At 55.6% G+C, this 15,760-nt stretch carries 13 protein-coding genes; 5 read left to right on the top strand and 8 right to left on the bottom strand.

The window, feature by feature from the left end; all coding sequences use genetic code 11:
* Positions 1-166: 166 nt before the first annotated feature.
* Positions 167-1,102 (bottom strand): DMT family transporter, encoded by a 936-nt coding sequence (locus E1297_RS48545; protein ID WP_155151799.1) that lies wholly within the window; start codon positions 1,100-1,102, stop codon positions 167-169.
* A gap of 154 nt (positions 1,103-1,256) precedes the next feature.
* Here E1297_RS48545 and E1297_RS48550 point away from each other — a divergent pair, with 154 nt between their 5' ends.
* A complete protein-coding gene (locus E1297_RS48550) occupies positions 1,257-2,270 on the top strand; it encodes a hypothetical protein (RefSeq protein ID WP_155151802.1) in 1,014 nt (337 codons plus the stop codon).
* A 6-nt stretch (positions 2,271-2,276) separates the two neighbouring features.
* Here the strand turns inward: E1297_RS48550 and upp are convergent, their stop codons facing one another.
* The 6 genes from upp to E1297_RS48580 all read right to left on the bottom strand — a co-directional run bounded on the left by upp (position 2,277) and on the right by E1297_RS48580 (position 7,990).
* Positions 2,277-2,909 carry a uracil phosphoribosyltransferase gene (gene upp / locus E1297_RS48555; RefSeq protein WP_155151805.1) on the bottom strand — a complete coding sequence of 211 codons (633 nt, stop codon included), beginning with the start codon at positions 2,907-2,909 and terminating at the stop codon, positions 2,277-2,279.
* Entirely contained in the window at positions 2,906-3,892 is a 987-nt protein-coding gene (locus tag E1297_RS48560) for an adenosine deaminase (protein ID WP_155151808.1), read from the bottom strand. The genes upp and E1297_RS48560 overlap by 4 nt, the downstream gene beginning before the upstream one ends.
* Entirely contained in the window at positions 3,889-5,100 is a 1,212-nt protein-coding gene (locus tag E1297_RS48565) for a phosphopentomutase (RefSeq protein ID WP_368669881.1), read from the bottom strand. Before E1297_RS48565 ends, E1297_RS48560 begins: the two co-directional genes overlap by 4 nt.
* The gene (locus E1297_RS48570) at positions 5,097-6,404 is read right to left on the bottom strand and encodes a thymidine phosphorylase (protein WP_155151810.1); all 1,308 of its coding nucleotides are present in this window, start codon (positions 6,402-6,404) and stop codon (positions 5,097-5,099) included. Before E1297_RS48570 ends, E1297_RS48565 begins: the two co-directional genes overlap by 4 nt.
* A gap of 11 nt (positions 6,405-6,415) precedes the next feature.
* Positions 6,416-6,799 (bottom strand): cytidine deaminase, encoded by a 384-nt coding sequence (locus tag E1297_RS48575; protein ID WP_155151814.1) that lies wholly within the window; start codon positions 6,797-6,799, stop codon positions 6,416-6,418.
* 105 nt (positions 6,800-6,904) lie between these two features.
* Positions 6,905-7,990, bottom strand: coding sequence for a cupin domain-containing protein (locus E1297_RS48580; RefSeq protein WP_155151817.1), 1,086 nt, complete (start codon positions 7,988-7,990; stop codon positions 6,905-6,907).
* A 142-nt stretch (positions 7,991-8,132) separates the two neighbouring features.
* Between E1297_RS48580 and E1297_RS48585 the strand changes: the two genes are divergently transcribed.
* From E1297_RS48585 to E1297_RS48600, 4 genes are all read left to right on the top strand, one after another.
* Positions 8,133-10,406 carry an NADP-dependent malic enzyme gene (locus tag E1297_RS48585; RefSeq protein ID WP_155151820.1) on the top strand — a complete coding sequence of 758 codons (2,274 nt, stop codon included), beginning with the start codon at positions 8,133-8,135 and terminating at the stop codon, positions 10,404-10,406.
* 47 nt (positions 10,407-10,453) lie between these two features.
* Positions 10,454-10,843 (top strand): GFA family protein, encoded by a 390-nt coding sequence (locus tag E1297_RS48590; protein ID WP_155151822.1) that lies wholly within the window; start codon positions 10,454-10,456, stop codon positions 10,841-10,843.
* 231 nt (positions 10,844-11,074) lie between these two features.
* Positions 11,075-12,964, top strand: coding sequence for a propionate-CoA ligase PrpE (gene prpE, locus E1297_RS48595; RefSeq protein ID WP_155151825.1), 1,890 nt, complete (start codon positions 11,075-11,077; stop codon positions 12,962-12,964).
* A 92-nt stretch (positions 12,965-13,056) separates the two neighbouring features.
* Positions 13,057-14,496 carry an amidase family protein gene (locus E1297_RS48600; RefSeq protein WP_155151827.1) on the top strand — a complete coding sequence of 480 codons (1,440 nt, stop codon included), beginning with the start codon at positions 13,057-13,059 and terminating at the stop codon, positions 14,494-14,496.
* A gap of 281 nt (positions 14,497-14,777) precedes the next feature.
* On the opposite strand, the gene E1297_RS48605 is transcribed toward E1297_RS48600, so the two are convergent.
* A complete protein-coding gene (locus tag E1297_RS48605; protein ID WP_155151829.1) occupies positions 14,778-15,539 on the bottom strand; it encodes an NAD kinase in 762 nt (253 codons plus the stop codon).
* Between the last annotated feature and the right edge of the window lie 221 nt (positions 15,540-15,760).

A 15,760-nucleotide genomic window follows, 5' to 3' on the forward strand; every position in this document is an offset into this window, starting at 1 on the left:
TTCCACGAAGTTGTACCGTTGGCTGTAAAGTAACGGGGAATTCTCGCTCTCAATCCGAAGTGCAAACCTGCTGCAACGCAAGCCCGGGATACTCCAAACGGATGTAGGGACAGATTGGCTTTGTTTGGACGGCACGGTAACTGCCAACAAAACGATAACCTGCAGCCTATCCCTCCTGAGGTTCAGCAGATGTGCGCCCTGCCCTCCAACCCAACAGAACACCAGCGGTGGCGATCAATCCAATTCCCGAAACCTGCATGACCCCGATGGTTTGCCCCATAGCGATCCATGCGAACATCGGGCCAAAGATCATGACCGAGTATTCAAAAACCGCCACGTAAGAAGGCTCACCAAGCTGATAGGCCTTGATCAGCATAAACACTGCAATAGTCGAACCAACGGCCTGAATCATGACCCAGGGCAAGGCCAGATCCATCGGCCACACCCAGCCGCGTGTCACAAATCCATCCGGCCCTTCAGGGGAAACTGTTGGAAAAAGCGTAAAGAACGCCAGCCCAATCGCACCGGCCAATCCAAGTGTCATGATCATGGCGGCCAACAAGGCCACCGTACTTTCGTTGGCGCAATGTGTGCGCGTCACGATCGCACTCAGCGCGTAGAAAAAGCCACCTGCCACGGGCAATAACGTCAAAACATCAAAATCCCCAGGATCAGGTTGCAGCACACACAGAATGCCCACAAACCCAACCATCACCGCCAGAATGCGCCAAGGTCCGATCTGTTGTTTTAACATCAGCGCAGAAATCAAAAGAACGAATATGGGTGAAGTAAACAACCCCGCCAGCGCTTGTGCGATTGGCATCAATGCCAACGAACTAAAATAGAACAGCATCGCTATAGTAATCAAAACGCTTCGTATCACGACGATGCCAAAGCGCTGAGGCCGCAGAGTGCCAAGACCCAATAGCGACAGTCCGGCTATCAGGGGCAGCATCAACATGGCCCGGCTCATATGGAATTGCCACAGGCCGATGGACTCGGCCAACCTGATTACAAAGTTATCGATGACACCGATGATGGCCATCGATGAAACCATCAGCACAGAGGCCAACATCGGCGAAGAGTGACTATCAGTCTGCATTCTTTGTCTCAAACAAATGTGGCCGTTTACCGGGCCAACAAATCCACGCTTCACGCTATCCAGCACATTTGCGAAACTCAGCGCAACAAGTTTGCGCCCCATGAACACGACATGCTAAGCTTTGATCAAACAAGAACGAGCAGTAACCAGTTCAATGACGGCACTTAAACAGTACCAGCGGATCGAAGCCACCGGTCTGTGGCGCCCCTCGCCTGATGATCAAAGGCGCGAGGTTGTGGTCTCGATTGGCGAAGCGACCCTTACAATCTCGGATTTCAATGATCGTGCTCTGACCCACTGGTCTCTTGCGGCTTTGGAGCGACAGAATCCGGGCACCTACCCCGCTATATTCAATCCGGACGGCGATCCCGGAGAAACCCTGGAACTCGCTGAAACCGAAACGACCATGATCGAAGCGATCGATCGCCTGCAACGTGCGATCGACAGGGCCCGCCCGCACCCCGGCCGCCTACGTTGGCTGAGTGTCGGAGGGGTTGTTGCAGCCGTTGCAGCCGTATTGCTGCTGTGGCTTCCGGGTGCACTGCAAAGCCACGTGGTATCGGTAGTGCCTGAAATCAAACGACAGGATATCGGCAACACGATCTTGCAGCGTATCGAACGAGTATCGGGGAAAGCTTGTGCTTCTGACGATGCTCAGGGTTCTTTGGACAAACTGGCCCAGCGCACCGGTGTGCGCCAGATCATCATCCTGCCAGCCGGAGTTAAAGACAGCATGAGCCTGCCGGGTGGCACCGTGTTGCTCAACCGGTCATTGGTCGAAGATCATGAGGATCCGGCGGTCGCCGCTGGTTACATCATCGCTGAACGAGCGCGTGCCGAACAAATCGATCCGCTTGACGATTTGCTCGATCACACCGGACCTTCAGCGGCATTCAGGTTGCTGACAACAGGCCAGCTCACACCGACAATTGTGGACACATATACTGAACAGGTTTTGGCAGAGCCACGTCCGGAAATTTCGGATGAGGATCTTCTCGCAGTATTTGCGCAGGCGGCATTGCCCTCGACACCCTACGCATACGCACGTGATATTACTGGCGAAACCGTTCTGGGACTGATCGAGGCCGACCCTATGGCGGGTCGGACACTCGAACAGGTTCTGCCGGACCGTGATTGGGTCCAGCTGCAAAACATTTGTGGCGACTAGAGAAGGCTACTTGGTACCGAACATGCGGTCACCCGCATCGCCCAGACCAGGCATGATATAGCCTTTGGAATTCAACTCGCGATCCAGAGCTGCCGTGACAATTTTTACATCAGGATGCGCTTCTTTCATGCGCGCGACACCTTCGGGCGCGGCAAGCAGGCACAGGAAGCGAATGTCCTTGGCACCTGCCTCTTTCAACAGATCAATCGCCGCAGCCGAGCTGTTGCCGGTTGCCAGCATGGGGTCTACTGCGATGACCAAACGATCTTTCAGCCCTTCGGGTGCTTTGAAGTAATACTGCACAGGCTTCAGTGTTTCTTCGTCGCGATAGAGGCCAACAAAACCGACCCGCGCTGACGGGATCAACTCCAGCACACCATCCAGCATCCCGTTTCCCGCACGCAGGATCGACACCAGCGCCAGTTTCTTACCCGCGAGGATTGGCGCATCCATCTCCTCCATCGGTGTTTCGATGTGGCGCGTGGTCTGAGGCATTTCACGCGTAACCTCATAAGCCAGCAGCAAGGTAATCTCGCGCAGCAGCTGCCTGAACACAGCGGTCGAAGTTCCCTTGTCCCGCATGAGCGTCAGTTTGTGCTGTACCAGCGGGTGATCAACGACAGTCAGATGTTCGCTCATGACTTCTCCAGTCTCTTTTTAACCCGTTCGCGGGTCTCTTCGTTGCAAAAGGCCGCGTTCAGGGCCGTATCGTTCAGCGCGGCAAAGTCTTCGGCAGTCCAGCCGAATGCTTCGCTCAGCATCTCATATTCACGCCGCATCGTCGTATGAAAAAACGGCGGATCGTCTGTAGAGACGGTGACATTAACCCCGGCATCGCGAAGACGCGCAATAGGATGCGCTCCAAAGTCGGGGAACAACCCCAGCACAACGTTCGATCCCGGGCATACCTCCAAGGTTACATCCCGATCGACAAGCTCATGCACCAGATCCGGATCTTCAATGGCCCGGACGCCATGACCGATCCGCTCGACTCCCAGATCGCGTACAGCATCACGCACGCTTTCGGGGCCACCAAATTCTCCGGCATGCGTCGTCAGGCGCAAACCGGCTTCACGCGCACATTCAAAGGCCCATTTGTAGTCGCCCTGTCGTCCGACGGATTCGTTTCCCCCCATACCAAAGCCAGTGATCCAGTCACCTGCGGTTTCGGCTGCGCATATCGCGCTTTGCCTGGACTGCTCTGGACCGAAATGGCGAACACAAGTGACAACGCCACGCAGAGTAATGTCAAACTTGCGTTCAGCTTCATCCGCAGCATCCTGAATCGCATTCAGATAATCCCGCCATGCATGCAGATCGCCACCGCCGCAAAAGTCAGGGCTGAGGAAGGTTTCGGAATAAACAACCCCGTTTGCGGCGCTTTCTTCCAGAATTGCCAGCGTCAGACGGCGAAAATCCTCGGGCGTTTTCAACACTTCGCAAGCAGCCTCATAGACGCTCAGAAAGTGTGCGAAATCACGGAAATCATAGCTGCCATCAGGTTTAAAGATACCGCTCAGGTCAATACGCTTTTCATGCGCAAGCTGTCGGATAAAGGCTGGCGGCGCTGCACCTTCGTGATGCAGATGAAGCTCGATCTTGGGAACGTCAGCGACGGTCATAGAAAATTCCTTCCCGGTCCTTGTGCCGGTATGTTCAGATGGTGGGCAATGCTGGCGGCGACGTCGGCAAAGTCAACCTGGCCAATCTGACCTGCCCCATGCCCTGCAATCAGGACCGGCACCTGTTCGCGTGTGTGATCCGTTCCGATCCAACTTGGGTCGTTGCCATGATCTGCGGTCAGTAGCATCAGATCACCCGGTCGCAGTTTTTGCATGATCAAACCAATCTCACGATCAAACCATTCCAACGCGCGGGCGTATCCGCTGATATTGCGGCGGTGGCCGTAAAGGCTGTCAAACTCTACAAAATTGGCGAATGTCAGGCTTCCCACTTCGGCCTCATCCGCCAAATTGGACAGATGGACCATCAGTTCGGCATCCGATCCCTTGCGCAGCGTATCGATCCCCTGCATCGAAAAGATATCGCCGATCTTCCCCACAGCATGAACCCTGTGCCCGGCATCCTGCACCCAATTGGTCAGAACCGGCGCGGGAGGGAGGATGGCAAAGTCCTTGCGGTTGGTTGTGCGGGTGAACCCCTGCTCCGGCGATCCGGTAAACGGGCGGGCAATGACACGACCCACTTTCATTTCGTGCAGGCGCGGTGCAAGAGACTTGCACACGTCCAGCAGGCGTTCGAGGCCAAAGCTCTCTTCATGCGCGGCAATCTGAAACACACTGTCAGCTGAGGTATAGCAGATCGGCCATCCGGTGCGCATATGCTCTGCACCCAACTCAGCGATAATCGCTGTGCCTGAAGCATGGCAGTTTCCCAAGATTCCCTCGGCCCCCGCTGCCTGAGCTGCAGCGAGGCTCAGATCATCAGGAAATGCGGGAACGGTGTCCGGAAAGTAATGCCAATCCCACGGCACCGGCAATCCAGCCAACTCCCAATGTCCCGAAGGTGTATCCTTACCCGGCGAATGTTCACGTGCGCAGCCCCAAGTGCCGGTGGGCTGAGTGTTCAAACCTGGTGTTTCTGCACCCGACGCCAATCGTACAGCCTCGCCTAGACCCAAACTTTCCAGATTGGGTAGGTGCAATGCGCCTGACCGACCATCTTCGGCCCGACCATCAGCACAGGCCTGCGCAATATGAGCCAGCGTGTTTGCGCCAAAGTCCGGGTTGTCGCCATTGAAAAACTGATCGGCATCAGGCGCACCGCCGATACCAACCGAATCCATGACAACGAGAAATGCACGGGTCACGCGGTTATCCTCTCATGGATAAGGCTTGGTGCTTCAGCTGGATCTGAACTAATCGTCACGGCCCGTACTATCGTCTCTGCGGCTTTCCTCGCTGCGTCTTCTCTTGCTGCGTGCACCACGGCAAGGGGAGCGCCCCTGCTGATATGATCCCCCAAGCGTACAATGCCAGAGATGCCGACAGCTGGATCAATCACATCGCTTTCCACCTGACGCCCACCGCCCAGCGCCACAACCGCAAGACCCAATGCCTCGCCATCAATCGCAGAGATGTAGCCATTGTCCTGAGCAGGTACTTCGAGAATGACGCTTGCCTCGGGTAGATAGCGCGACCAATCCTCGACAAACCCCAACGGCGCACCAACCGCCGCCATCATCCGGCCAAAGCGTTCGGCAGCCCGACCATCGCGGATCACATCGGCGATCTTCTCACGACCTTCCTCAGCTGTCGCGACAACACCAGCATCGGCCAGCAAAACGCCACCCAACTCGGCTGAAATCTCAGCTAAGGGCGTGTCATGCCCCGCCGTCAGGACTTTCATAACCTCCGAAACCTCCAGGGCATTACCCAGAGAAGAGGCCAGCGGCTGGTCCATATCGGTGATCACTGCCGAAGTCTTGCAGCCGGCAGCATTTGCAGTCTCGCTCAAAGCGGTTGCCAGCTTGCGCGCATCTTCAATGCTTTTCATGAAAGCACCGCTGCCAACCTTTACGTCAAGAACCAGAGCATCCGGGCTGGCGGCCAGCTTCTTTGACAGGATCGATGCAGTGATCAGGTCGAGGCTTTCCACCGTCGCCGTAACATCCCTGATCGCATATAGCCGTTTATCAGCAGGCGCGATCTGCGCGGTGGCACCAACGATCGCAGCGCCGGTTTCTTTCAGGATCTGAGCCAAACGATCCTGCCCAATCTGGGTACTAACACCGGGAATGGCTTCAAGTTTATCGAGCGTACCTCCGGTGTGGCCAAGACCACGGCCCGAGATCATCGGCACAAAAGCCCCGCATTCCGCAAGCGCAGGCGCCAAGATCAGGCTCACACAATCCCCGACCCCTCCGGTTGAGTGTTTGTCGATCACCGGGCCATCCAGATCCCATGTCAGCACATCACCGCTGTCTCGCATAGCCAGCGTAAGTGCGGCACGGCCTTGCGCGCCCAATCCACCCATACAGACCGCCATGGCAAAAGCCCCGGCCTGAGCATCACTTACGACACCATCGGCAAGCCCTTGAGCAAACCAGGACAGTTCCTCGGCAGTAGGCACCTCATGACGGCGCAGTTTTGCGATGATCGATCGGGCGTCCATCAGGTCGGGCCTTACATAAAGGAGGCGTTGAAAGCGCCGGGTAGAAGATCGGCGATCGTTGTCTTGGTTTCGACGCCATCAACGGTTGCCATTGTAACAACCACATCACCCTTGCCGAACTCGGCCAGTTTCTGGCGACATCCACCGCATGGGGGAACGGGTTGGGGGCTGGACGCCACCACATATACCTCAGTCAGTTCTTTTTCCCCGGCTGCGACCATGGCGGCAATTGCACCCGCCTCGGCACAGGTTCCTTCGGGATAGGCCACGTTTTCAACGTTGCAGCCTGAATAGACAGTTCCTGAACCAGACCGCACAGCTGCGCCTACTTTGAAGTTTGAATACGGCGCATGGGCGTTCTCGCGCACTTTCAAGGCGGCATCTTTGAGTGACATGGCGATTCCCCATTTTTTGATCATCTGGTCAGAAGTTCATACCCTAAATGAAAGCACCCGGGGATTTGAAGCCCCCGGGTGCCGTTTTACGCAGCGGTTTTCAGCCTAATCCAACGTCGTGTTGAATGTTCCCGGCAATGTAACCTCAAGCAGTTCGATGTCATCGGTCGGATCAGACAACCGGGTTCGCATTCCCGGTGGAATGACAAAGGCATCACCCTGCTCAAGCCGATAGGGATCACGACCTTCCCCCTCTAGCGTCACTTCGCCATTCATGACGAAGGTAAAGTGGATATCTGTGTCATGGCTGGCCCAAACCGGATCACCCTGCCCCCGCCGGACCACCTGAACTCCGGCAACGCCCTTGGTATTCTCTGCAATCGTAGTGTCCCGGCAGATGTAACCCGGCAATCGGAACGGAACCCATTCGGCGTCTTTTGCCTGATTATAGACGAACCGTTGCCCGTCCCATTCCCGATCCGGCCGGAAGTGCGGTGTTGGCAATTCCATTTCATGGTCGATCTCGGTCACGTGTTCAGCCGGTACGCCGATCTCGATTACCTGAACATTATCCGACGCCTCCAGCACGCGGTGCCGGATTTCGGGCGGCTGGATAAAGCAATCTCCAGCAGTCAACCGCATCTTCTGGCCCTGATCCTCGTAGACCACGTCCACCCAACCGTGAATGCAGAAGATCAGCTGAAATCCAACTTTGTGAAAATGAACCATGTCTGGGACCGGCCCACCATCGGGAATGCGGATGTGGCTGGCGATGATGGACCCACCAAGCCGGTCCGGCACCAGATCCCGATAGTGCATTCCTGCACGTCCGATAATCCAGGGGGCCTGATCCTTTAGGCGCCTGACCACATAGGAATGAACTGTTTCTGGCATGACCAGGGGTGGATTTCGCTCTTCAATCTCGATTCGCGTCCCGTTCGGGGCCACAAGACTGCGCTTTCCATCCGCAAAGCCATCCGGGTTTTCGGTCAGGATACGCAAGGTGCCCGGTCCTTCAGGGGCATCCTTCTCAATCCTCAGTCGCAACCCATGACCGGAAAAGACCGCAGTACTGGGATCATCAGCCGGATAAATCATGTCCATCCGCATTCCCAACACCTTGGTGTAAAACGGAATGTCATCTCGTAATTCTTTGGTTGGAATGCGGAATTCGGCTATGGTGTCGGTCATGCTATTCTCCTCTGCGGCGACAGTGTATGCGGGCAATTGTTTTTGCAAGACACTGCCTGAAAACATGCGGTTTCAATTCAATGTTTCCCCCGCGTCAGAAATAGTTTAGCACTAAACTAAATTTTGAACGGGAAGGTTTGCAATGTCCGATACACCCAGTCTGCGCCAGGCGGCACTTGAATATCACGCGCATCCGAAACCCGGTAAGCTGGAAATCAAAGCCACCAAACCGATGGCAAACGGACGTGATCTGGCCCGCGCCTATTCACCCGGTGTGGCCGAGGCCAGCCTGGAAATCAAAAGCGATCCCTCCAACGCCGAACTCTATACGTCGCGCGGCAATCTGGTGGCTGTGGTTTCGAACGGAACCGCCGTCCTTGGCCTTGGCAATATCGGTGCGCTGGCATCAAAGCCGGTAATGGAAGGCAAGGCCGTTCTGTTCAAGAAATTTGCGGGCATCGACTGCTTTGATATCGAGGTGAACCAACCCGACCCTGAAAAGCTGGCGGATATCGTCTGCGCACTGGAGCCCACATTCGGCGCCATCAATCTCGAAGACATCAAGGCACCAGACTGCTTTACCGTAGAGAAACTGTGCCGCGAACGGATGAATATTCCTGTTTTCCACGACGATCAGCATGGCACCGCCATTGTGGTCGGGGCAGCAGCTAAAAACGCCCTGCACGTTGCAGGAAAGAGCTTTGAGGATATCAAAGTCGTTTCAACTGGTGGCGGCGCAGCCGGGATCGCATGTCTGAACATGCTGGTAAAGCTTGGCGTGAAGCGTGAGAACATCTGGCTCTGCGATATTCACGGGCTTGTTTATGAAGGCCGTGCCGAGGACATGAACCCTCACAAAGATCAATTCGCGCAAAAGTCTGATCTGCGCACACTGGATGATGTAGTCGGCGGCGCTGATCTGTTTCTGGGTCTTTCAGGCCCAAACGTACTGAAGCCCGAAATGGTTGAGAAGATGGCCGATCGGCCGATTATCTTTGCGCTGGCCAACCCGACCCCGGAAATCTTGCCACAAGCTGCACGAGAGGTCGCCCCGAATGCGATTATCGCAACGGGACGCAGTGACTTCCCTAACCAGGTCAACAACGTCCTTTGCTTTCCTTTCATCTTTCGGGGCGCGCTGGATGTCGGTGCAACCGAGATCAATGACGAGATGCAAATCGCTTGCGTCGACGGCATCGCCGAGATGGCTCGTGCGACAACTAGCGCCGAGGCAGCTGCAGCGTACAAAGGTGAACAGCTCACCTTTGGCCCGGACTATCTGATCCCAAAGCCGTTTGATCCACGCCTGGTTGGCGTCGTTTCTTCAGCTGTCGCAAAGGCAGCGATGGACAGCGGTGTGGCCAAACGACCGATTACTGACCTCGAGGCCTATAAAGAACGCCTTAATCAAACGGTGTTTAAATCAGCCCTGCTGATGCGCCCGGTTTTCGAAGCGGCAGCTGTCGCCTCGCGCCGGATCGTATTTGCTGAAGGCGAAGACGAACGCGTCCTTCGGGCTGCACAGGCCATACTCGAAGAGACCACGGAAACGCCTATTCTAATTGGCCGGCCCGAGGTCATCGAAGCACGCTGCGAAAAGCTGGGGCTGGTGGTTCGGCCCGGACAAGATTTTCAGATCGTCAATCCGCACAATGACCCGCGATACTATGACTACTGGAACTCGTACCACAAGCTGATGGAGCGCCGTGGTGTGACCCCTGATCTCGCCAAGGCGATCATGCGCACGAACAACACCGCCATTGCTGCGATCATGGTCCATAGGGGTGAAGCCGACAGCATGATTTGCGGTACCTTTGGAGAATATCGCTGGCATCTGAACTACGTCGAACAGGTGCTGGACGATGGTGATCTGCGTCCACATGGGGCGTTGTCGCTGATGATCCTTGAAGATGGCCCTCTGTTCATTGCCGACACCCACGTTCGACAACTTCCCACGCCCGAAGAGCTGGCTGAGATTACCCTTGGCGCGGCTCGTCATGTGCGCCGCTTTGGCCTTGAGCCCAAGATTGCCTTCTGCTCACAATCGCAATTTGGCAACCAAGCCGAGGGGTCGGGCAAGCGCCTGCGTGAAGCGATCTCTATTCTGGACAGCAAACCTCGCGATTTCATGTATGAGGGCGAGATGAATTTGGATGTCGCTTTGGACCCGGAACTGCGGGAACGTATTTTTCCAAATTCTCGCCTGAAGGGCCCGGCAAACGTCCTGATCTTTGCCCATGCGGACGCAGCAAGCGGCGTTCGCAACATCCTCAAGATGAAAGCAGACGGCATCGAGGTTGGTCCGATCCTGATGGGTATGGGTAACAAGGCACATATTGTAACCCCTTCAATCACTGCGCGCGGCCTTTTGAACATGGCAGCAATTGCAGGAACGCCAGTCGCACACTACGGTTAAACTTGGCGGCGACAGGCGTGGCCGCCCTTTGCGTAAGGGGAGGTCACATGAAGGGACATTGTCACTGCAAGGCCGTTCGCTGGGAAAGCGAGGCCGAGATCGCATGGAGTTGCTATTGCCATTGCGCTGATTGTCGGCGCAATTGTGCATCGCCCGTGACTGCCTTTTTTGGCTTGCCACATGAAGCCGTCAAATGGTCAGGGAATGCCCCCAACATCTATCGATCTTCGGATGATGTCGAACGCTTGTTTTGTGGCGCCTGTGGCACCCAAATGGCCTATCGCAATGCACGTGATAAGGTGAACATACACCTTTACACTGCAACGTTGGACGATCCTGATACACTGCCACCACGCTTTCATGTGTTTCACTCGGATCACCTGCATTGGCTGAACATCCAGGACACGCTGCCACGTTACTCTAAATCGGCTGAGTGAATCGAATCTCGTTCAAAGTGGTATTTGCACCTTATGTTATTCAAATTTGCAAAATGATAGGAAGATTGCCTCAAATTCCTGCAAACCATGGTGTTTTGCAAAAATTTGCAACCCCAATTTCCTAATTCTGCAAATATTTCGCGATAAACTGACGCGTCGTCATTCGAGCTGCTTGCCCGATGTCGATTGGATGCCTAACACGATGCGCAGAGAATTTGGGAGGAGAAAGCCATGGCGTTTCAGGACCTATATGAGAGCTGGAAAAGCGACCCTGAGGCATTCTGGATGGAGGCTGCCAAGGGTATCGACTGGATCGAAAAGCCGTCCAAAGCCCTGTTCGATGAAAACGCCCCGCTTTACGAATGGTTCTGCGACGCCAAGGTGAACACCTGCTGGAATGCAGTCGACCGTCACGTCGAAAACGGACGCGGCGAACAGACGGCAATTATTTACGACAGCCCCATCACCCATACCAAGCGCGAAATTTCGTATGTTGAACTGCGCAATCGCGTTGCCACGCTCGCCGGTGCTTTGCGCGCCAAGGGGATCGGGAAAGGTGACCGGGTCATCATTTACATGCCGATGATCCCCGAGGCGCTTGAGGCAATGCTCGCCTGTGCTCGTCTGGGTGCCGTGCATTCGGTGGTGTTTGGCGGCTTTGCCAGCAACGAATTGGCAGTTCGGATAGATGACGCAAAACCCAAGGCGATCATTGCCGCCTCGTGCGGGATGGAGCCCGGACGTGTGGTCCATTACAAACCCCTGCTCGACGGGGCCATCGATATGGCCAGCCACAAGCCCGATTTCTGTGTAATCTTCCAGCGCGAACAGGAAGTCGCGCAGTTGATCGAAGGGCGTGACGTGAACTGGCACGGCTTTCAGTACGGTGTTGAGCCTGCCGAATGCGTTCCCGTATCAGGCAATGATCCGGCCTATATCCTCTATACCTCCGGCACGACCGGTGCCCCCAAAGGCGTTGTTCGTCCCACGGCGGGTCACCTCGTAGCATTGAACTGGTCAATGAAAAACATCTATAACGTCGACCCGGGTGATGTGTTCTGGGCCGCATCAGATGTTGGCTGGGTCGTCGGCCATTCCTACATTTGCTACGCACCCTTGATCCACGGCAACACAACCATTGTGTTCGAAGGCAAGCCCGTGGGCACGCCGGATGCCGGCACGTTCTGGCGTGTGATTTCCGAACACAAGGTCAAAAGCTTCTTCACAGCACCCACGGCTATCCGAGCCGTAAAGCGCGAAGACCCCAAAGGGGAATTGCTGTCAAAGTATGATCTCTCTCAGTTGAAAGCGTTGTTTCTGGCAGGTGAACGCGCAGACCCGGACACCATCGTATGGGCACAGGATGCACTGAAAGTTCCGGTCATCGACCATTGGTGGCAGACCGAAACCGGCTGGACGATTGCTGGAAACCCGCTGGGGATCGAAGAATTGCCAATCAAGCTCGGCTCACCAGCCAAGCCGATGCCCGGTTACGATGTGCAAATCCTTGACGAAGGTGGTCACCCGATGAAGCCGGGCGAGTTGGGTGCAATTGCGATAAAGCTGCCACTGCCCCCTGGGACATTGCCGACACTTTGGAATGCAGAGGATCGTTTCAAGAAATCATATCTGGAGCATTTTCCGGGATACTACGAAACCGGTGATGCTGGCATGATTGATGAAGACGGGTATCTCTACATCATGGCGCGTACCGATGATGTGATCAACGTTGCGGGTCACCGCCTGTCGACCGGCGCCATGGAGGAGGTTCTGGCCGCCCATCCAGACGTCGCCGAATGTGCGGTGATCGGAGTTTCGGATCAGCTCAAAGGACAGATGCCAGTTGGTTTCCTCTGCCTGAACGCCGGATCTGATCGGGATCACCCGGATGTCGTACAGGACGTCGTTAAAATGGTTCGGGATAAGATTGGACCTGTCGCAGCATTCAAACTGGCTGTTGTTGTTGATCGACTACCCAAGACACGTTCGGGTAAGATCCTGCGGGGAACTATGGTTTCGATCGCAGACGGCAAGGATTACAAGATGCCTGCTACTATCGACGATCCAGCCATTCTGGATGAGATTTCGATTGCTCTGAAATCCATCGGGTACGCCCAGTAATCGAACTCGGGGCGGTTGCCAGCCGCCCCAGTTGCGCAGCGGGGTTGCAACGCCCCGCAGACCTCCTACTGTGCCCCTAAACGGGAGGGCACATGGAACAGAGTGACATCTGGCGTCTCAGCGCCACGGAACTGACCGCGTTGACGCGAAACGGTGATCTGAGCGCTGAGGAGACAGTTCAAAGCTCGCTCGACCGCATGCGCGAAGTCAATCCAGCCCTCAACGCAGTGGTCGAGGATTTGGGTTCCGAAGCTTTAGAGCGTGCGCGTGCCCTGGACAACTCCAGAGCGCAAGGCGAGCCTACAGGTCCTCTTCACGGCGTGCCCGTGACCATCAAAATCAACGTCGATCAAAAAGGCCACGCCACCACCAACGGTGTGATTGCGCTTAAGGATGTGATCGCACCAGACGACGCTCCGATCGTCGCCAATCTTCAAAACGCAGGGGCCATCGTGATCGGGCGCACGAACACGCCAGAATTCTCGTTTCGCGCCGACACCGACAATCCGCTTCACGGCCGTACGTACAACCCCTGGGGAGATCACATATCGCCCGGCGGTTCATCTGGTGGTGCAGGTGCCGCCGTGATGGCAGGGATCGGAGCGCTTGCGCACGGAAACGACATTGGCGGCAGCCTGCGATTTCCGGCCGCCGCGAACGGCGCCGTTACCGTCAAACCCGGACTGGGCCGTGTCCCGGCCTGGAATCCGAGCCAGAAAGCTGAACGCGGATTGCTTGCACAATCCATGTCGGTGCAGGGGCTGATCACACGTTCCGCAGCCGACCTGCATCTGTCTATGCCTAGCCTCATTACTGCTGACCCACGCGACCCGTTTCATGTGCCCATTCCTTGGCGTGGTGAGACATTGAAGGAGCCGATCAAGGTCGCATTCACCAAAAACACATTCGGGTATGCCCTGCATCCCGAAGTTGAGAAAGCGTTGGACACGGCGCGCGAGGCGCTGGTTGATGCGGGCTATCACGTCGAGGAAATTGACCCACCCGATGTATTCGAGTGCGGTCGTAACGGGTACCGCGCGTTGATGGGTGAAGTCCTGACTATGATGAAGGGTGATATCGAAGCTGCCGGATCGCAAACGATACGCGATATCTTTGACGTATACTTTCAGGAGTTCCCACCCATTCTGGAAACTGACCTGCTGCGGATGATGGCGCAACGAAGCTACTATGCCCGTGAGTGGTCATTGTTCCTGCAGGACTACCCTTTAGTATTGTCCCCCTTCCTGCCGCAGCCTTTCTTTAGACCGGACAGAGATACCGAGGGGGCAGAAGGTGTGCATGAAGTGCTTGGGTGCGCAGTCTATTCCTACGCGATGAACTTCCTTGGGCTGCCTGCAGCATGCGTTCCATCACGCTTGGCGGATTTGCCCCAGGGTCAGCAGCCCATAAACGTTCAAATCGCAGCTCAGCGATGGCGCGAGGACTTGGCTGTCGATGCCGCTTTGGTGATCGAAGAACGCGTAGGCCAAATGGCACCGGTGCTTTGGAACAAAATGGACAAGACTGAGTAAACCGCCAGTCCAGATTTCCAGATAAAGACGCTAAACAAAATTGACCCCGGGTTTTTGTACCCGGGGTCCGCATAATAAAATATGCCCAGATTAGATAACGAGCGTAGCACCACCCACCCTCGCCAGCGCGAAAACTGCGCAATCATCCGAAAACGCCGTTTGGTGGCCACTCACTCCCACCTTGGCGTGTTCTCCGGGCAAGATCACGGTAACTCATTGTTAAGCCTGCGCATGTGAACCAGTTCACATAACGAATGCGATTTCCCGCATTTCTGAGAAAATTATGTGAATTGTTCTGATATTAGGCGCTCTTCAAGCCCATGCCCCGGGTCAAACAGTATTCGATGCTGAACCGAAGAATCTGAGCGAATCTCAACCCAGTCGATATCGGGAAATGATATCGAATCGGCATCTGCCATGACCGGGCGTTTGTCAGCCTCAAGTACATCAAAGCGCACTTGCGCTATTTTGGGCAGCAAAGCACCGCGCCAGCGTCTGGGGCGAAATGCAGCAATGGCCGTCAATGCCAGAACGTCTGAGCCAATCGGCAGAATCGGTCCATGCGCAGAATAGTTGTAGGCTGTTGAGCCCGCTGGGGTGGACAGCAGCGCACCGTCACAAACCAACTCGGCCAGCCGTACGCGGCCATCGACACTGATCTTCAAACGCGCAGCTTGCGGACCTGCTCGCAGTAGCGAAACCTCGTTGATCGCAAGCGCTTGGTGCGTTTTTCCGGATTGATCCATGGCTGTCATGGCCAGCGGATTGATAACTTCTTCCTCAGCAGCATTCAGGCGCTCGATCAGATCGGCTTGCCCATACTCGTTCATCAGAAAGCCAATGGTTCCGCGGTTCATGCCGTAGACGGGAATGTTCAGATGCTGCGTATTATGCAGCGTGTGCAACATGAAGCCATCACCACCCAGTGCCACAATGACATCTGCGTCCCGCGGTGCAGCATTACCATACAGCGCCACCAGGCTTTCCCGCGCGGATTGGGCCACTTCGACTTCGCTGGCGAGGAAGGCGATTCTCTTAGTCATGTTTTGCGTTTCCGGTGCTGCGCATTTGGTTCCGAAACAAACATACCTTTCCCCGATAGGCCAGACTTGACGCCGCAGCGGGCCAATTCGTCGCTTTACAGCCTTTCTCGGATGTGCCGTTTCCGATAGGAAATCCGCAAGAATCTTACCCAGCCATGTGGAGCGCCCATGAACGCCAATCTTCGTGACACCGGATTTTTCACCCAGTCCTTGTCTGACCG

The organism is Roseibium sp. RKSG952 (assembly GCF_009711355.1).